The 17,952-nt window shown below is 73.5% G+C and carries 16 protein-coding genes; 8 read left to right on the forward strand and 8 right to left on the reverse strand.

The annotated features are described in order from the left end of the window. Nucleotides 1-125 precede the first annotated feature (125 nt). Together ACFVXG_RS33730 and ACFVXG_RS33735 are read right to left on the reverse strand one after the other, a co-directional pair. Nucleotides 126-668 (reverse strand): GNAT family N-acetyltransferase, encoded by a 543-nt coding sequence (locus ACFVXG_RS33730; protein WP_387933066.1) that lies wholly within the window; start codon nt 666-668, stop codon nt 126-128. Between the two features lie 16 nt (nt 669-684). Next, nucleotides 685-1,410: a hypothetical protein gene (locus ACFVXG_RS33735; RefSeq protein ID WP_387933068.1), complete on the reverse strand. Its 726-nt coding sequence runs from the start codon at nt 1,408-1,410 to the stop codon at nt 685-687. A gap of 244 nt (nt 1,411-1,654) precedes the next feature. Here ACFVXG_RS33735 and ACFVXG_RS33740 point away from each other — a divergent pair, with 244 nt between their 5' ends. The 3 genes from ACFVXG_RS33740 (at nt 1,655) to ACFVXG_RS33750 (ending at nt 3,899) form a co-directional block, all read left to right on the forward strand. Then, nucleotides 1,655-2,050, forward strand: coding sequence for a hypothetical protein (locus ACFVXG_RS33740; RefSeq protein WP_387933070.1), 396 nt, complete (start codon nt 1,655-1,657; stop codon nt 2,048-2,050). Between the two features lie 73 nt (nt 2,051-2,123). Beyond that, nucleotides 2,124-3,119, forward strand: coding sequence for an NAD(P)-dependent oxidoreductase (locus tag ACFVXG_RS33745; protein WP_387933072.1), 996 nt, complete (start codon nt 2,124-2,126; stop codon nt 3,117-3,119). A 66-nt stretch (nt 3,120-3,185) separates the two neighbouring features. Beyond that, a complete protein-coding gene (locus ACFVXG_RS33750; RefSeq protein ID WP_387933074.1) occupies nt 3,186-3,899 on the forward strand; it encodes a hypothetical protein in 714 nt (237 codons plus the stop codon). Between the two features lie 71 nt (nt 3,900-3,970). Here the strand turns inward: ACFVXG_RS33750 and ACFVXG_RS33755 are convergent, their stop codons facing one another. The 6 genes from ACFVXG_RS33755 to gcvPA form a co-directional block, all read right to left on the reverse strand. Further along, entirely contained in the window at nt 3,971-4,600 is a 630-nt protein-coding gene (locus tag ACFVXG_RS33755) for a DUF4937 domain-containing protein (RefSeq protein WP_387933075.1), read from the reverse strand. Between the two features lie 187 nt (nt 4,601-4,787). Continuing rightward, the gene (locus ACFVXG_RS33760; protein ID WP_387933077.1) at nt 4,788-5,441 is read right to left on the reverse strand and encodes a GntR family transcriptional regulator; all 654 of its coding nucleotides are present in this window, start codon (nt 5,439-5,441) and stop codon (nt 4,788-4,790) included. A 77-nt stretch (nt 5,442-5,518) separates the two neighbouring features. Beyond that, the gene (locus ACFVXG_RS33765; protein ID WP_387933079.1) at nt 5,519-6,265 is read right to left on the reverse strand and encodes an SDR family NAD(P)-dependent oxidoreductase; all 747 of its coding nucleotides are present in this window, start codon (nt 6,263-6,265) and stop codon (nt 5,519-5,521) included. Nucleotides 6,266-6,300: 35 nt separating this feature from the next. Further along, the gene (locus tag ACFVXG_RS33770; protein ID WP_387933081.1) at nt 6,301-7,443 is read right to left on the reverse strand and encodes an ATP-NAD kinase family protein; all 1,143 of its coding nucleotides are present in this window, start codon (nt 7,441-7,443) and stop codon (nt 6,301-6,303) included. After that, the gene (gene gcvPB / locus ACFVXG_RS33775) at nt 7,440-9,053 is read right to left on the reverse strand and encodes an aminomethyl-transferring glycine dehydrogenase subunit GcvPB (protein WP_387933083.1); all 1,614 of its coding nucleotides are present in this window, start codon (nt 9,051-9,053) and stop codon (nt 7,440-7,442) included. Before gcvPB ends, ACFVXG_RS33770 begins: the two co-directional genes overlap by 4 nt. Continuing rightward, on the reverse strand, nt 9,050-10,408 hold the full coding sequence (gene gcvPA / locus ACFVXG_RS33780) for an aminomethyl-transferring glycine dehydrogenase subunit GcvPA (protein ID WP_387933085.1): 1,359 nt from the start codon (nt 10,406-10,408) through the stop codon (nt 9,050-9,052). The genes gcvPB and gcvPA overlap by 4 nt, the downstream gene beginning before the upstream one ends. 96 nt (nt 10,409-10,504) lie before the next feature. On the opposite strand from gcvPA, the gene ACFVXG_RS33785 reads away from it, so the two are divergent. Genes ACFVXG_RS33785 through ACFVXG_RS33805 form a run of 5 tightly spaced genes read left to right on the forward strand, consistent with a single transcriptional unit; the run spans nt 10,505 to nt 17,916 of the window. Continuing rightward, nucleotides 10,505-11,896 (forward strand): ABC transporter substrate-binding protein, encoded by a 1,392-nt coding sequence (locus ACFVXG_RS33785; RefSeq protein ID WP_387933087.1) that lies wholly within the window; start codon nt 10,505-10,507, stop codon nt 11,894-11,896. A gap of 12 nt (nt 11,897-11,908) precedes the next feature. Then, nucleotides 11,909-12,835 carry a carbohydrate ABC transporter permease gene (locus ACFVXG_RS33790; RefSeq protein ID WP_387933090.1) on the forward strand — a complete coding sequence of 309 codons (927 nt, stop codon included), beginning with the start codon at nt 11,909-11,911 and terminating at the stop codon, nt 12,833-12,835. Continuing rightward, the gene (locus ACFVXG_RS33795) at nt 12,832-13,710 is read left to right on the forward strand and encodes a carbohydrate ABC transporter permease (protein WP_387933092.1); all 879 of its coding nucleotides are present in this window, start codon (nt 12,832-12,834) and stop codon (nt 13,708-13,710) included. Before ACFVXG_RS33790 ends, ACFVXG_RS33795 begins: the two co-directional genes overlap by 4 nt. A 7-nt stretch (nt 13,711-13,717) precedes the next feature. Continuing rightward, complete coding sequence (locus ACFVXG_RS33800) at nt 13,718-15,772, forward strand: beta-galactosidase (RefSeq protein WP_387933094.1); 2,055 nt, start codon at nt 13,718-13,720, stop codon at nt 15,770-15,772. Continuing rightward, nucleotides 15,769-17,916 carry a trehalase family glycosidase gene (locus tag ACFVXG_RS33805; protein ID WP_387933096.1) on the forward strand — a complete coding sequence of 716 codons (2,148 nt, stop codon included), beginning with the start codon at nt 15,769-15,771 and terminating at the stop codon, nt 17,914-17,916. Before ACFVXG_RS33800 ends, ACFVXG_RS33805 begins: the two co-directional genes overlap by 4 nt. The last annotated feature ends 36 nt before the right edge of the window (nt 17,917-17,952 follow it).

Below are 17,952 nucleotides of genomic sequence, written 5' to 3' on the forward strand. Positions count from 1 at the left end.
GCGGAAGTCTTCGGCGCGTTCGTTCCCACGGCGCCCGGCCGGATCGTCCCGTCCGACCGGCGCCGCCCGGCGGTCCGCACGCATTCCCCCACGGCGGCGGACCGTCGGGCCCCGCACCGAGTTGATCAGCCGCGCTGGAGCCGCCAGATCTGCTCCTCGCCGGTCTCGGCCGGGGCGAGCGCCTCGGCGGGGCGGCGCGCGTGCTCGGTGAAGCCGAGACGGGCCGGGACGGCGGCGCTGGCCAGGTTGGCCGGGTCGTGCAGGATCTCGACGAAGTCCACCCCCGGCAGCCGGAAGGCCTGCTCGGACAGGGCCCGGGCGGTACGGGTGGCGATGCCGCGGCCGGTCGCGGCCGGGTGCAGCCAGTAGCCGATCTCCCGGCCGTTCTCGGCGGTGTCCGAACGCCGGAACAGCCCGCAGGCGCCGACGATGGCGCCGTCCAGCAGGATCGCGTAGGTGAAGTCCTCGCCGCTCTCCCACTTCCCCGGCCGCTCGGCCAGGAACTCGGAGGTCTTGGCCTCGCTGTGCTCGGCGACCCACGGCATCCAGGGCCGCAGGTGCTCCAGGGACTCCTCGATGACCCGGAAGAACTCGGGGAAGTCCGCCTCGCCGCGGAAGCGGCGCAGCGTCACCTCACCCAGGGCGATCTCCTGCTCTGCAAGCTCCATCCAGGGATCATGGTCCTTACCCCGCCGCCGGTGCAACGGGATTACGGTGCCTCCGCAGCAGGTGGAGCAGGGCGCCCACGGTGGCGGCGACCCCGGCGATCAGCAGCAGGGAGAGGTCGGTGATGCCGACCATGGCGAGGTCGAAGCGGGGGTTCTCGGCGGCTGCGGTGAACTCCGGGTCCACCAGTCCGCCCGGGTCCTCGGTGACGCTGACCCGCTCGCCCGCCGTGTCACCGGCCCCGCAGGTGACGGAGCGGCTGCGCCCCGGGGCGTCGTCGTAGCGCACGGCGCAGGAGTACGTGGTGGTCTTGCCGTGGCTCACCCGGACACCGGTGACGGTGCCCGGGTGAGCCGTGCCGCGCAGGGACAGCACGGTGGCCTGGGCGGTGTTCAGGCTCATCAGCGGGACGGCGATCAGCGGGGCGAGCAGCAGCGTCATCGTCAGGCCCCGCAGCACCGCGGCCTGGCAGAGGCACAGCACGGAGTAGATCAGGCCCGCCCCGCCGGCCAGGGCCAAGGCCAGCGAGGGCACGATGAACCACGGCCCGAACGCGCCGAGCGCCCCGCCGAGCGGGAGCAGCACGGCGCCGGCCGGGATCCACAGGGCCGTCAGCAGTGGCCGCCGGGGCCACGGCACGTCGTTCTTCCCCCGCCGGGCGCTCCGGGGGCTCCGGGGCCGGGCCGGGCCGCCCCGGCGGTGCGAGTGCCCGTCACCCGGCCCGGGGGTCGCATAGTCCGTCATGGCGGGAGATCCTGCCAGGTCAGCCCGGGGGTGCACGGCGGCGGGGGGAGAGCCCTTTACCGGGACGGGCGGCTTGTGGAGGTCGGTGGCGGGACCGGTGGAGCTGGGGGAGGGGCAGCACAGAGGGACGCCACCGGCGGTCTGTCAGTGGCACCGGGCACGATCGGGGGCACCTGCGCACTGCCGCCGCCCGGCCGGGGCGCGGCCGGCCACACCTACTGGTACTGAGGACCGAGGAGCGACGATGGACCAGCCGCGGATCCGGCTCGGCGACGACGAGGCCAGTTCCTGGCTCGAACTGGCCCAGCAGGGCGAGGACGACTGGCGGGTCACCGCCGAATGGTGCTCGACCTTCACGGCTGATTACTCCGCCCTCCTCACCACGGAGGAGGCGGCGGACTTCGCCGAGCGGATGCTCGCCGGATTGGCCTCGGGCGCCCGCTTCCGTGCGGCGGTGATGCCCGGCCGCAACAACCCGCTGCAACTGGTCGCCGAACCCGCCGGGGACGGGTACGCCTTCTATGCGCGACTGACCCCCGACGGCGACGACGAGGTCGGTCGGCTGCAGATGGACATCGGTCCGGTCGACACCCGCGAGCTCCTCGCCCTCTTCGCCGAGTTCCATGCCTCACTGGCGTGAGGGGGAGGCGAGCACCGGGCCGGGGCGGGTGCTGGTGTTGGATGCGGCGCCCGGGGGGTTGCTCGATCGGGAGGTGGGGCGTCTGGTCGGGCACGGGTTGGGCGTCACGCTGAACCTGCGGCGGGTGGCGGATCCGGCGGGGGTGACGGCCCGGTGGGCGGGGCGGGTGGAGTTCACGGACGTCGACCTGTTCGACGAGGCGGCGCTGACCGCGGAGGTGGTGCGCGGCGGGCTCGGGTACCACGCGCTCAAGTCCCGGGCGGGCGTGCCGTTGCGCGCCGCGCTCCTCGCCGCGGCGACCGACCCCGCGCTGGCCCACCGGCTGCGGGTGATCGGACGGGCGGGCGCCGGCACCGACCACGTCGACCTGGCGGCCGCCGCCCGGCACGGCGTCGCCGTCACCCATACGCCCGGCTCCAACGCGGACGCCGTCGCCGAGTTCGCGCTGGCCCAACTGCTCGCCCTGACCAGGAACCTTCTTCCCTACAACGAGGCCGCGCACCAGGGCCGTTGGAGCACGCCCGGCGCGCCCGCGGTCGGGCTGTCGGAGCTGACCCTGGGCATCGTCGGACTGGGCCGGACCGGTCTGGCGCTGGCGCAACGGGCCGCGGCGCTCGGCATGACCGTCCAGGGCTACGCGCGGCGCTCCGCCCACCCCTCGGTACGCCCGGTCGCCGACCTTGACACCCTGCTCGCCACCAGCGACGTGGTGTCCCTGCACGTGCCGCTCTCCCCGGACACCCGGGGCCTGATCGGCCGGGCGGAACTGGCGCGGATGCGGCCCGGCTCGATCCTGCTGAACACCGCCCGCGGCGGCATCGTCGACGAGCAGGCCCTCGCCGAGGCCCTGCGCGACCCGGCCCGCCCGCCGGCGGCGGCCGCCGTGGACACCTTCGCCCACGAGCACGCCGCCTTCGCCTCGCCGCTCTCCGGCCTGCCCAACGCCCTGCTCACCCCGCACATCGCCGGGATGACCGGCAGCGCCATGGCGGAGGCGGCCTTGCGCTGCGCGGACCACATCGCGGCCCTGCTCGCGGGCCGCCCGGAGGGCATCCCGGTGGTGTCCTGACGGCATGGGCCGGGGCCCGGCGTTTGGGCCCTGTCCGGCGGATCTTGGTGCGGCATCATGTGCGGGGTGAACGTGACGCAGCCTGATGACCTGACCGTGCGCCTCATCCAGGCCGAGAAGTCGGCCGATGTCGTCCATGCCGGGGCTGCTTGCCTCGCAGGGATGCTCGACGGGTTCGGCTGGGTCAGGTCTCGGCAGTCGCTGGAGCGACGGGCGGCGGGGCGCTGTGAGGTGATCCAGCTGGCAAAGAGCAATCGGAACCGATCGGGAAGCCTGATCAAGTTCATGGTCGCCAGCCTGACCGTCTTCGATGCCGGCCTGGGGGCGTGGCGTCGAGCCAATCCCGAACTTACCGTCGGTCGGCCCGAATCGGTGGAGTCGATCGTCTGCGCCGCCAGCTTCCTGGACCTGTCGGGGCAGTACTTCGTGGTGCTGACTCGACCCGAGGATCGTCCGGCGAGACTGGAACAGTTCGCAGCGCACCTTCGTGAGATCGCACTCCCGTGGTTCGCCGCCGCTGCGGAACCCGAACAGGCGGTGCTGACGGCCCCTGATGCTCTGCTCACCGCGTGGGGATTCGCTCAGGACCTGCTCGAGTTTCTCGTCAGCACCGGCCACCATGCGCAGGCGCGAATGCTGTGGGAGCGGGTCCGGAAGCAGAACTCGGCCCATCAGCAAGCGTTCGTCGCGGGCCAGGCCATGGCCGGGACAGGAGAACGGCCCCGCTGGCACACCCCTGAGGCTCTCGGATGGAGCGCGTCCGTCCTGGAGTTGCTGTAGGCCCGTCCACTCCGGCGGGTCACGGGGCGCTCACCGGGCCGGAGGCGCTGATCGCTGAGCGCTGTGCCCCGTTACGGCAGGACCTGCCAGGTGGGGTTCAGGGGGAGGGCGTGGCCGGTGAGGGTGGCGACGTCGGCGGGGACGTTCGCGTGGGCGCGGAGGGTGGGGAGGGTGTCGGTGGTGTAGGCGGCGTGGGCCTCGGGGGAGGTCCAGAGGGTGGTGACCAGGTAGCGGTCGGGGGCGAGGCGGGTGACGGTGCCTGCGAGGAGGCCGCCGGCCGCGGCCATGCCGGGGGCCCAGATCTCGCGTTGGACGGTGAGGAAGTGGTCGGCGCGGCCCGGGTGGAGGTGGCAGTCGGCGGCGCGCAGCAGGGTGGCGTGCCGGAGGGCGTCCGGGAGGGAGGGGGCCGTGCCGGGGAAGGATTGGACGACGGGGCCGGCGGTGACCCGGATCGAGTCCCAACTGCCTTGCTGAGCAGCCTCGGTGGCGACCTCGTCGTGGCGGTCGCGCATGAAGCGGTCGTACGCGGCCCGGTCCGCCCAGAGGGCGTACAGCAGCGCCCGGTCCCCGGTGCGGTCCCAGCCGCCCAGTTGCCCGAGCAGCCCCGGCTGGTCCGCGATCGCCGACCAGCGGCGCTGTCCGGCGGCGAAGGCCGCGCGGGCGCCGGGCCGGACCCGGCAGTCGATCCACTTGCCCCACATGGGGGCCATCATGCCGCGCCGGGCGGGACGAGTGGCAATCGGTCGGAGGTCGGGGGGAGGGGTCGGACCACGGGCGTAGGCCCCAAGCGTCGGGCGATCCGTCGGGGTGGGGGAGCGGGCCGCGGTGCGGATCTGATCGAGGAGCACCTCAGGTAGGCGACGTGCCGGGCGTGCCCGGCGGGACCGGCTACCGGGCGCCGACCGGGGGGAGGCGTTCGAGGATGCGTTCCATGCCGCTGGTCCAGTTGGCCTCCAGGGCGACGACGGCCTGCTCGATGTCGCCGTCGAGCAGGCACTGGGCGATCCGCTCGTGCTCCTCGGCGGCGCGCCGGAGGATCTCGTCGTCGCCGACCACCACCCGCTCGTATCGGTGCAGGGTCAGCTTCAGCGAGTCGATCATGTCGCGCAGCCGGGTGTTGGCGCAGCCGGAGAGCAGCAGGGCGTGCCAGGCGTCGTCGTAGCGCTCTATGGTGCCGTGCGGGGCCTGGGGGGCGGAGAAGGCCCGGGCCTCGGCGAGGAGCTTCGGGGCGATCGCGGAGAGGTGGGCCGGGTCGGAGGTGCGTAGGGCGAGCGACTCCAGGGCGATCACGATGGCCGTGAGGTCGAGGAACTCCTGTTTGCCGGTGGGCGCGAAGCGGAAGCCCTTGCCGCGTTCGCTGGTGATGATGCCCTCGCGCTCCAGGCTGATCAGCGCCTCGCGCAGGGGGGTGCGGCTGACGCCCAGTTCCTCGGCGAGCTGGACCTCGTTGATCGACTCGCCGGGGGTGAACCGGCCGCGGCCGAGCTGCTCCAGCAGTTCGTCCTTCACCTGCTCGCGCAGCGGACGCCGCTCGATCGCCATCGGGCTTCCCTTCCTCGTTCGTCCCGTAGAGTACCGGCCGCCGTCCGGCCCCTCGCCGGGCCGGACGGCGGGGCCGGTCAGGCGGTTCCGGCGCCGTCCACGGCGATGACGGCGCCGCTGACGAAGGCGGCGGCGTCGCTGGCCAGGAAGGCGACGGTGCGGGCGATGTCCCCGGGTTGGCCGATCCGGCCGAGGGGGCGGTCGGCGGCGTCGGCGTAGAAGGCGTCGGCGCTCTCGCCGAGCTGGCGGGCCTCCTCGGCGAGCATGCCGGTGTCGGTGTCGCCGGGGCAGACGCAGTTGACCCGGATGTTGTCCGGGCCGTGGTCGATGGCCATCGCCCGGGTCATGTTGACCACGGCGCCCTTGGAGGCGCAGTAGGAGACGGCCCGGCCGCCGCCCTTGATGCCCCAGCCGGAGCCGGTGTTGATGATGCTGCCGCCGCCGTTCGCGGCCATCAGCGGGACGACGATTCCGCTGAGCAGCATGATCGAGCGGACGTTGACGGCCATCACCAAGTCCCAGTCCTCGTCGCTGATTTCGGTGACGGTGGACCGGCGGATGATGCCCGCGTTGTTGAACAGCACGTCCACGCCGCCGTGGTGGTCGACGGCGGTGCGGACGGCCTGCTCGCAGTCGGTGCGCCGGGAGACATCGCAGCGGACGAAGGTGCCGCCGATCTCCTTCGCGGCCTGCTCGCCGCGGTCGGCGTCGAGGTCGGCGAGGACGACGGCGGCGCCGAGTTCGGCGAGCAGGGCGGCGGTGGCCCGGCCGATGCCGGAGGCGGCGCCGGTGACGAGGGCGCGCTTGCCGTGGAGGTCGATCATGGGGAACTCCTTCGCAAGGGGCAGGCTGGCGGGGGTCAGGCGGAGACGCGGTAGACGGCGGCGGAGCGGCGGCCGGTGATCACCCGGAGGTGCCCGGCGAGGGCGTGGTCCAGTTCTGCTTCGCCGGTGTCGAGGAGCAGTGGGCGGCCGGCGAGGGCGGCCAGTTTGGCCTCGGTGGCGAGGACCAGCAGGCGGTCCCGGCCTGCCGCGCGCAGCAGTTCGGGGGTGAGCTGCTGGTTGCCGCGGCCGAGCAGGAAGCCCTGGCCGCCGATGGGGGAGAGGGCGATGAAGGGGGAGGCGGTGCTCAGGCCGCTCAGCTGGTCGGCGCGGGCGTCCCGGAGCAGCACCGCCGCCTGTCCGTCGGGGCACAGGCGGAGCAGGTCGACGCCGGTGAGGCTGGTGCCGGGGGCGCCGAGGGCGGTGGCGACGGCGTGGGTGGTGCTGCCGGGGCCGAGCACCAGCAGGCCGCCGGGCCCGACCCGTTCGGCGATCTCGGCGGCGATCCCGCCGATCGTGGACGGGGCGGGGAGGCCGCTGCCGGTCTTGCGCTGCTGGACGCGGGCGGGCAGCACCGGGACGGTCAGCCGGCCGTACAGCCGGGTGCGGACCCGGCCCGCCCGCAGCGCCGCCTCGTCCCGGTCCACCACCTCGGCGGCTTCCAGGTGGACGGCGCCGCGGGCCCAGGCGCTGACCACCTCGGCGGCGGCGTGCGGGTGGACGGCGAAGACGGCGGAGTGCATCTTGACCCCGGCCGGGATGCCGAGGACGGGCAGTGGGGAGTCCGGCCCGAGCGCGTCCAGGACGTCCCGGGCGGTGCCGTCGCCACCGCAGAACAGCAGCAGTCCGGCGCCGGCCGCGACCAGGGCGCGTACGGCTGCCCGGGTGTCGGCGGCGGTGGTGGTGGCCGTGGTGGCCGTGGTGCACGTGGAGCCGGGCCGGTGCACCACGTGTGCCGGACGACCGGCCACGGCGTCCGCGCCCATCGGGCCGGCGACGGTGAGCAGTTCGACGCGGTGGAGATGACGGATCGTCAGTTCGGCGCGGTGCAGGGCCTCCGGGCGGGCCCCGAGCGCCAGTGCCCGCCGCTGGACGTCGGGGCCGTCGCTGCCCTTGAGGCCGACCCGGCCGCCGAGGCCGGCGACCGGGTTGACCACCAGGCCGACCGAGGGTGTTGTCACGCCTGCTCGCTTCCCGCCTGCCCGCCGAGGACCTTGCGGCGGTAGGCGCGCCAGCTCACCGACCAGACCGCCGGGTCGTCCAGCGGCTCGTGCCGGATCCGGTGCACGGTGGAGTTGTGCGGCGCGGTCCGGACGGTCTCCGGGTCCTCGTACGCCTCGCGGGCGACCTCGGCGAGGATCGCCGCGTACTCGTCGAGGTCGGCGCGGGAGTAGGACTCGGTGGGCTCCAGGGTCATCGGTTCGGGGACCACGTACGGGTGGTGGCTGGTCCAGTAGTGGGTGCCGAAGTCGGCGGCGCGGTAGCCGAGTTCCTCGCTGTGCAGCCCGGTGTCCTCGTTGAGCTGCTGCCAGCTGTAGCGGACCTGCTCGACCCGCGGCCGGCCCTCGGCGTAGGGGACGGAGACGCCGCGGATCCGCTTCACCCGGTGCAGCAGGTAGTTGTTGTTGAGCACGGCGGTCTCGGCGACCGTACGCAGGCCCTCGGCGCCGAGGGACATGATCCAGGCGTAGGCGCGCACCAGGTTGGGGACGACGCCGAGGTAGGGGCGGATCTTGCCGATCGACTCCGGGCGGTCGGTGTCCAGCCGGTAGCTCTCGCCGTCGAACTCCACGGTGGGGCACGGCAGGTAGGGCGCCAGCTCGGCGGTGACGGCGCAGGCGCCGGCCGCCGGGCCGCCGCAGGCGTGCGGGGTGGAGAAGGTCTTGTGCAGGTTGAAGTGGCACAGGTCGAAGCCGGCCTCGCGGGCGCGGGTGATGCCCAGGATGCCGTTGGCGTTGGCCTGGTCGTAGGCGCACAGGCCGCCGGCCGCGTGGACGATCCGGACGAACTCCGCGATCCGCGGGTTGTAGATGCCGGTGTCCTCGGGGTTGGTGATCAGCAGCGCGGCCGTGCGCGGGCCGACGGCGGCGCGCAGCGCCTCGATGTCGGGGTAGCCGTCGGGGTCCGGGTGCAGGGTGATCACCCTGAAGCCGGCGGTCTTGGCGCAGGCGGCGTTGGAGGGGTGGGAGAAGGCGGTGGTGATGACCTCGTCGCGCTGCTCGGCCTCGCCGCGGGCGGCGTGGTAGGCGCGGATCACCGAGACGTTGGTCCAGATCGCGGCGCTGCCGGCGCCCGGCTGCAGGCTGACCCGGTCCATGCCGGAGATCTCCTTGAGCAACTGCTCCAGCCGGTAAGCGAGTTCGAGGATGCCTTGGACGGTGGAGGGGGCCTGGGCGGGGTGCAGCGCGGCGATCCGGGGGTCGCGGACGAAGCCGTCGTTGACCTTGGGGCTGTACTTCATGGTGCAGGTGCCCTGGCCGACGTCCACGTTGAGGTCGGCGCCCAGGTTCTCCTGGGAGAGCCGCAGGTAGTGCCGGAGCACCTGCTGCTGGCCGAGTTCGGGCAGCGCGGGCGGGGTGGTGCGGCGCAGCGCGGCGGGCAGTTGTTCGGCCGGGTCGCCGACGGCGGCGGTGACGCCGGGCTCGGGCAGCGGCGGCAGTACGCCGCGTTCGCCGGGGGTGCCCAGCTCGAAGATCAGCTTCTCGTCCCAGCGGGCCTGGTGGAAGCGGCGCAGGCCGGGTTTGGGGGACACCCTCGCGGAGCTCTGACGATTGTTCTGACGGTCCGTCACTTCATCAACTCCTGGATGACGTCGGCGAGGTGGTCGAGGTCGGCCTGGGTGTGCAACTCGGTGACGCAGTACCGGCCTTCGTACCGCCCGGCCGGGGTGCCGCCGTGCAGGCCGCGGGCGAGCAGGCCGTCGGCGACCTCGGCGGCGGTGGGCCCGCCGGTGTAGCGCACGGTGAAGTCGGCGAAGTGCACCGCGGCCGGCTCGGCCAGTTCCACCCCGGGCACCCGGGCGAGGCGCTGCCGGGCGTAGGCGGTGTTGGCGAGGACGGTCTGCCCGAGCTCACGCATGCCGTGCGGGCCCAGCAGGGCGAGGTAGACCCCGGCGGCGATCCCGTGGAGGGCGGCGGCGGTGCCGACCCACTCCTTGCCCTCCTCGCGCAGCGCGAAGGAGGTGCGCTCGTAGGCGACGTCGCCGAAGCCGTACTCACCGGGCACCTCGGTCGGGGTGAGGCCGAACAGCCGGCTCGGGTACTCGGCGACCAGGCGCGGCTCGTCGGCGGAGCCGATGAAGCCCGCGTTGCCGCCGCCGAAGCTCGGGTGGATGCCGAGCGGCTGGAGGTCGCCGCAGGTGAGGTCGGCGCCGAAGGAGGCGGGCGGGGCGAGCACGCCGAGGCTGATCGGGTTGACGTGCACGACCGCCAGGGCGCCCGCCGCGTGGGCGAGTTCGACGTAGCCGGGCAGCTGCGGGTCCACCCGCCCGGAGTGGTCGGTCAGTTGGGCGTACACGGCGGCGCAGCCGCCGTCCGCCAGCGCGGCCCGGACAGCCTGCGGGTCGGCCGGCAACAGCTCGACGGGGTGCACGCCCCGGACGTAGTCGCGGATCCGGGAGAGCCGGTCCGGGTCGATGTCGCCGACCAGCAGCAGCCGACGCCGCCCGGTGGCCCGGCCGGCCATCCGCAGGGCGGTGGCGGCGGCCTGGAAGCCGTCGTACGTCGGCACGTTGACCACCTCGACGGCCAGCAGCTCGGCCATCAGCGACTGGTACTCCCAGAGCGCCTGGAAGCGGCCGTGGTCCTCGTACGGCTCCCCGGCGTAGGCGGTGAGGAACTCGCTGCGGTTGACGATCTCGTCGACCACGGCGGGCACGTGGTGCCGGTAGCAGCCCGCGCCGAGGAAGGAACGGCCGGGCGGCACCGGGGTGTTGCGGGAGAGCAGCTCCTCCAGGTGGGCGACCAGCCGGGCCTCGGAGTCGAAGGGGGCGGGCAGCCGCAGCGGGCGGTGCAGCCGGAGTTCGGCGGGGATGTCGGCGTAGAACTCCTCGACGTCCTGCGCGCCGACCTCCGCCAGCATCGCGGCGCGCACCTCGGGGGCGGAGTTGGGGATGTACGGGTGGGTCCGGGGAACGCGTGCGGTCATCCTGGCACCTTCCGCGATTTCAGTCACAGGCCTTGACGGCGATGTGCATGCTGAGTTCTGTATACAGCATTCGGCATTCAGCAGTCGGGAGGCAAGATGTCCGCAGAAACCCGGCCCGGAAAACACCCCCAACTCGCCTGCGAGCAGCGCGGATCCGCCCGTCTCCCCGACCGCCGCCGGTTCCTCGGCGCCGGACTCGCGGGCGGCGCACTGCTGTTGGCCTCGGCCGCCGGCTGCGCCACCGGCGGGGCGGCCGGGCCGGACGCCAGGAAGCTCGGCGGCAGCCCGGGCACCACCCTCGACGGGAAGGTCACCATCTGGTCCTGGGACGTCGCCGCCAAGGCCATGCAGCGGCTCGGCAAGGCCTTCGAGCAGGCCCACCCGGGCACCACCGTCGAGGTGGTCGACATCGGCTACGACAACGCCTACGACAAGATCACCGTCGGGCTCGGCGCCGGCAGCGGACTGCCCGACGTCCTCACCGTCGAGGGCAGCCGGATCACCGGCTACATCGGCAACTTCCCGAACGCCCTGGTCGACCTCACCAGCCGGGCGGCCGGACTCAAGTCCCAGTACACCGAGGCGGTTTGGCGCACCGTGACGGACGCCAAGGGCCGGGTCCTCGCACTGCCCTGGGACAGCGGACCGTGCGCCCTCTTCTACCGCCGGGACCACTTCCAGCAGGCCGGCATCGATCCGGAGACCCTGCGCACCTGGGACGACTACCTCACCGCCGGGACGGCCCTGAAGAACGCCACCGGCAAGAAGCTGCTCATCCTGGACGCCAAACTGGACACCCTGTTCGCCCAACTCCTCCAGCAGCAGGGCCAGTCCTGGTTCACCGACGGCAAGGTGGCGGTCGCCACCCCGGCCGCCGAACGCGCGCTCACCCTGCTGAAGCAGCTGGTCGACCGCGACCTGGTCGACTTCGAGAACGGCTGGGACGGACTGGTCTCCGGCACCCACGACGGCAAGGCCGCCACCACCCCCACCGCCGCCTGGTGGGACGGCACCCTCACCACCGAAATGGCCGACCTCTCCGGCAAGTTCGGCGTCGTCCCGCTGCCCGCCTTCACCCCCGGCGGCGCCCGCACCTCCAACAGCGGCGGCTCCATCCTGTGCGTGCCCGCGCAGAGCCGGAACCCCGAGACAGCCTGGGGGTTCATCTCCTTCCTGCTCGCCGACAAGGCCAACCAGGCCTCGATGATGCAGCACGAAGGGCTCTTCCCGGCCTTCCTCCCCGCCCTGGACGACCCGTACTTCCAGCAGCCCGCCCCCTACTACGGCGGCCAGCCGGCCATGAAGCTGTTCGCCGACCTCGCCCGCACCATCCCCACCGTCGAGCGCACCGCCGACGACTCCAAGGCGGGCGACATCGTCACCACCGCCGTCAACCAGGTGCTGCACAACGGCGCCGACCCGGGCACCGTGCTGCGCTCCGCCGCCCGCCAGATCGCCACCGCGACCGGCCGCCAGACGGTCTCCTAGGAGGCCGGCGCCATGACCAGCAGCCACCCGGCCGTCCTGCGCAAGCCCGCCGCCCGTCCCGCCCCGGCCCGCCGACGACGCTCCCCGCGCACCGCCGCCTGGCTGTTCGCCGGCCCCACCGCCGCCCTGTTCGTCCTCTTCTTCGCCTACCCGCTGGGCGCCAGCCTCTACCAGAGCCTCACCGCGCGCCGCGACGGCGTGGACGTCTTCGTCGGCCTCGACCAGTACCGCCGGATGCTCGACGACCCGGCCTTCCTGCACTCCCTGGTCAACACCGGGCTCATCCTCGCCGTCCAGGTGCCGGTGATGATCGGCCTCGCCCTGGTGCTCGCCGTCCTGCTCAACCAGTCCTGGCTGCGCTTCCGTTCGGGCTGGCGGGCGGTGTTCTTCCTGCCCGCGATCACCACCCTGGTCGCCTACGCCGTGGTCTTCCAGGTGCTGCTGCGCACCGACGGCGGCCTCGCCAACCAAGCCCTCCAGGCGGTCGGCCTCGGCCCGGTGGACTGGCTCAACTCGCCGACCTGGGCACGCATCTCGCTGATCGGCTCGGTCACCTGGCGGTGGACCGGCTACAACGCCGTGATCCTGCTGGCCGGACTCCAGGCGATCGGCCGCGACCAGTACGAGGCCGCCGCCCTAGACGGCGCCGGCACGGTCCGCACCTACACCGGGGTGGTGCTGCCGCAGCTGCGGCCGGTGGTGCTGTTCTGCGTCATCACCTCCACCATCGGCACCCTCCAACTCTTCGACGAGAACTACGTGCTGACCCGCGGCGGCCCCGGCGACGCGACCCTCACCCCGGTGGTCTACCTGTACAAGGTCGGCTTCCAGCAGCTCGACTTCGGCTACGCGGCCGCCATCGCCTGGGTGGTCGTGCTGATCATCACGGCGGTCTCGCTGCTCCAGTTCCGGCTCTACGGAAGGGAACGCCGCCGATGAAGGGCACGCCGTCGACCGAGGGCACGCCGTCGATGAAGGCCGGAACACCGACGAGGGCGAGACTCCTGGGCCGCGCCGCCGTCCTCGCGCTGCTCGCCCTCGGCGCCGTCGCCAGCCTGCTGCCCTTCGCCTGGATGCTGATCGCCGCCACCCACAGCAGCTCCGAACTCTTCCACTCCCCACCGCCGTTCCTGCCCGGCGGCGAGCTGCTGACCAACCTGGTGCACCTCCAGCAGAGCATCGGTTTCGGCCGGGTGCTGCTCAACAGCCTGGGCATCGCCACCGCCCACACCCTGCTCAGCTCGCTGCTGTCCGCGATGTGCGGCTACGGCCTCGCCAAGTACCGCTTCCGCGGCCGCGGCCTGCTGCTCGGCCTGGTGCTGGCCACCATGATGATCCCGCTGCAGGTGCTGCTCGTCCCGCTGTTCCAGATGATGGCCAGCCTCGGCTGGATCGACAGCTACCAGGCCGTGATCCTGCCCTTCCTCGCCAACTCCTTCGGTATCCTGCTGATGCGCCAGAGCTTCCTGGACTTCCCCGACGAACTGCTGGAGTCCGCCCGGATCGACGGCTCGGGCGAGCTGCGCACCTTCTACCAGGTCGTCCTGCCGTGCGTGCGGCCGCAGTTGGGAGCCCTGGTGATCTTCACCTTCATGGGCCAGTGGAACAGCTTCATCTGGCCGCTGCTGATGCTCAACACCCAGGACAGGTACACCGTGCCGGTCGCGCTCAACACGCTGACCGGGCTGACCCACGTCGACTACTCCGGCCTGATGCTGGGCTCCTTCCTGGCCACCCTCCCGCTGCTGGTGCTCTTCCTGCTGTTCCAGCGGCAGTTCGTGGCCGGCCTGCTCGGCGGGGCCCTGAAGGGATGACGCACGAATGGACCACGATGCGCGAGACCACGACGCACGCGGGGACCGGCTCACCCGGGTGCCCGGCCTGCTGTACGGCGGGGACTGGAACCCCGAGCAGTGGTCCGAGGAGGTGTGGGCCGAGGACGTCAAGCTGATGGCCGAGGCCGGGGTCAACCTGGTCACCGTCGGGGTGTTCTCCTGGGCCCGGCTCCAACCCGACGCCCACAGCTGGGACTTCGGCTGGCTGGACCGGCTGCTCGACCTCGTCCACCGGCACGGCATCGCCGTCGACCTGGCCACCGCCACCGCCTCCCCGCCCGCCTGGCTGGTCCGCGCCCACCCTGAATTGCTGCCCGTGACCGCTGACGGCGTCCGGCTGGAGTTCGGCTCGCGCCAGCACTACTGCCCCTCCTCCCCGGCCTACCGGGCCGCCGCCGTCCGGCTCACCCGGATGCTCGCCGAGCGCTACCACGGCCACCCCGCGCTCGCCCTGTGGCACATCCACAACGAGTACGGCGACCACGTCCAGGAGTGCTTCTGCGCCGAGTCGGCCGCCGACTTCCGCCGCTGGCTGCGCCAACGGCACGGCACCGTCGATGAGTTGAACCGCTCCTGGGGCACGGCCTTCTGGTCCCAGCGGTACAACTCCTTCGACCAGGTCGAGCCGCCGCGCACCGCGCCCGGCCCGGTCAACCCGACCCAGCTGCTGGACTGGCGCCGGTTCTGCTCGGACGCCCTGCTCGCCCTGCACCGCGCCGAGAAGGCCGTGCTCGACGAAGTCTCGCCCGGGGTGCCGGTCACCACCAACTTCATGTCGATGCTCAAGGCCCTCGACTACTGGGAGTGGAGCCGGCACGAGGACTTCGTCTCCGACGACGCCTACCCCGACCCGGCCGACCCGAGCGCCCACGTGAACGCCGCCATGAACTACGACCTGATGCGCTCCCTCAAGGCCAGCCGGCCCTGGGTGCTGATGGAACAGGCTCCCTCCGCCGTCAGCTGGCGCCCGGTGAACGTCCCCAAACGCCCGGGCCTCTACCGCCTCTGGTCGCTCCAGGCCCTGGCCCGCGGCGCCGACGGGGTGCTGCACTTCCAGTGGCGCGCCTCGGTGGCCGGGGCCGAGAAGTTCCACAGCGCGATGCTGCCGCACCGGGGCACCGCCGGGCGCGGCTGGCAGCGGACCGTCGCCCTCGGCGCCGAGCTGCGCCGTCTCGGCGAGGTGGCCGGCAGCCGGATCCGCGGCCGGGTCGGCGTGCTGCTCGACTGGGACAGCTGGTGGGCGCTGGAGCTGGACGACCACCCCTCCGCCCGGATGCGCTGGCTCGAGCTGCTCCGCCCCTGGTACGCCGCCCTGTACGAGCGCGGTGTGACCGTCGACTTCCTCCCACCGGCCGGGACGTACGACGGCTACCGGCTGCTGCTCGCCCCCAACCTCTACCTGCTCGACGCCGCCACCGCCGAACGCCTCACCGCCTACGTCCACGGCGGTGGCCGCCTGGTCTGCGGCCCGTTCAGCGGCATCACCGACCGGCACGACCACATCCACCCCGGCGGCCACCCCGGCCCGCTACGCGAACTGCTCGGCCTGGTCGTGGACGAGCACTGGCCGATCCCGGACGGCGAGGCCACCACCGTGCGGCTGGACGGGACGGAGCTGCGCGCCCGGCACTGGAGCGAGTGGATCGAGACCAAGGGCGCCGAGACCGTCGCCCGCTACACCACCGGCGAACTCACCGGCCGGCCCGCCGTCACCCGCCGCCGCCACGGTGCCGGCAGCGCCTGGTACCTGAGCTGCCACCTCGGCCCGGACACCGGCCGGGTGCTCGACCTGCCGCTGGCCGAGGCCGGGGTGAGCGCAGAGCTGCCCGGCCTGCCCGAAGACGTCGAGGCCACCCGGCGCCGCTCCGCCGACGGCACCGACTACCTCTTCCTGCTCAACCACGGACCCGCCGAGCGCCGGGTGCCGCTGGAACGCCCCGGCACCGACCTGCTCACCGGCGCCGCCACCGGCACCGCCCTGACCCTCGCGCCGCTGGGCGCCGCCGTCCTCCGCCTGCCCGCCCCCGAGGAGCGCGCATGAACCCGCTGACCCGGCGCCACTTCCTGGCCGCCTCCGCGCTCGCCACGGCCGGCACCCTGGCCGCGCCGGCCGCGTACGCGGAGGAGGAGCGCACGGACGCCGAAGCCTACGCCGACGTCCTCGACCTGCACGGCACCCCCACCCAGGCCTACCCCGGCGACAACAACCCGATCACCGTCTTCGCCGACCTCGGCGCCTGGCACGCCTACGCCCTGCCCCGCCCGACCGACCCGCTCGGCGGCTTCACCGGCCCGCTGCACCTCGCCCAGGAGTACCCCTGGTGGCTCAGCGACGGCCTCACCCGCCTCCAAATCGCCGACCGGGGACGGCCCCTGGACTTCACCGCCGGCGGCGCCCCGACCCTCACCGCGCTGCCCGGACTGCTCCGCCAGCGCTACGCCCTCGACGACGGCCTCGCCCTCACCCTCGAACTGCGCTTCGCCGGCAACCGCACCGCCCTGCTCCGCGCCCGGCTGACCAACACCGGCCACGCCGTCCGCACCCTGGCCGTCGCCTGGACCGGCACCCTGCTGCGCCCCGCCGACGGCCCCCAGCACGACGCCCCGCGACTGCTCGCCGCCGAGCGCGGCGTCGAGGTGGCCTTCGCCAAGGTCCGCCGGACCTGGGACTACCTGACCGACGGCACCGAGCGCTTCGCCGTGCGCCACGCCCAGCCCGTCCGGGTCACCGTGGACGGCGACCGCCACCGCACCGAACTCGCCGACGCCGTACGGCTGGTGCCCGGTGCGAGCCGCACCCTGGACTGGACCGAGAGCTACACCTTCACCGCCGAGGACCGGGCCCGCGCCGCCCTGGAGGCCGAGGCGGCGCTGCGCAGCCCCGAACGGATCGCCGCGGCGGGCGGCGCCCGCTGGGCCGGCTACCTCGCCCGCGCCACCGAGGGCGTCCCGGCCGCCCGGCGCCGTACGGCGGTCAAGTGCGTGCAGACCCTCGTCACCAACTGGCGCAGCCCCGCCGGGCGGATCCGGCACGACGCCGTCACCCCCTCGCTGTCCGACAAGTGGTTCAGCGGGGTCTGGGCCTGGGACACCTGGAAGCAGGCCGTCGGCACCGCGCTGTTCGCCCCCGGCCTCGCGGCCGACCAGATCCGCGCCGTCTTCGACCACCAGACCGGGCCCGGCTCGCCCGACCGCCCGCAGGACGCCGGGATGGTCCCCGACTGCGTCTTCTACAACGACCCGAGCACCGGCGGCGGCAACTGGAACGAGCGCAACTCCAAGCCCCCGCTGGCCGCCTGGGCCGTCTGGGAGGTGTACCGGCGCAGCGGCGACCGGGCCTTCCTGCGCGAACTGCTGCCCAAACTCACCGCCTACCAGGACTGGTGGTACCGCACCCGGGACCACCTCGGCGAGGGCCTGTGCGAGTACGGCGCCACCCTCGACCCGGCCAACGCCACCCCCGAGGACTGCCGCCAGGCGGCGGCCTGGGAGTCCGGCATGGACAACGCCCCGCGCTTCGACGCCGCCACCGTCGCCGCCAACCGTGATGCGCAGGGCGAGCCGGTCGGCTGGTCGCTCACCCAGCGCTCCGTCGACCTCAACGCCTACCTGGCCGCCGACCACCGCCACCTGGCCCTGATCGCCGCCGAACTCGGCGACCGGCCCACCGCGGAGCAGCTGCGCGCCCGGGCCGAACGGATCGACGCCGCGATCCGCGCCACCATGTACGACCCGGCCACCGGCTGGTTCCACGACACCGACCTGGCCACCGGCGCCCGGCTCACCGCCCGCGGCCGCGGCATCGAGGGCGCGATCCCGCTCTGGTCCGGCACCGCCGACCCCGCCCAGGCCCGCACCGTGCGCGCCCGGCTGCTCGACCCGGCCGAGTTCGGCACCCCGCTGCCGTTCCCGACCGTCGCCCGCAGCTCGCCGTCCTTCGACCCGGCCGGCTACTGGCGCGGCCTGGCCTGGCTCGACCAGACCTACTTCGCCGTCGAGGGCCTGCGCCGGTACGGCTGGCACCAGGACGCCCGCCGGGCCGTCGAGCGGCTGCTCGCCGCCGCCGAGGGCCTGACCGGGGACGGGCCGGTGCGGGAGAACTACGACCCGCTGACCGGCCGGGGCCGCAACTCGACCAACTTCAGCTGGTCCGCCGCGCTGCTGCTGCCCCTGCTGCGGAGCTGACCCGCTTTGTCTCCGAGCTCCCTGACCAGGCATGAT

Origin of the sequence: Kitasatospora sp. NPDC058162 (assembly GCF_042884005.1) — a bacterium.
Taxonomy (GTDB): Bacteria; Actinomycetota; Actinomycetes; order Streptomycetales; family Streptomycetaceae; genus Kitasatospora.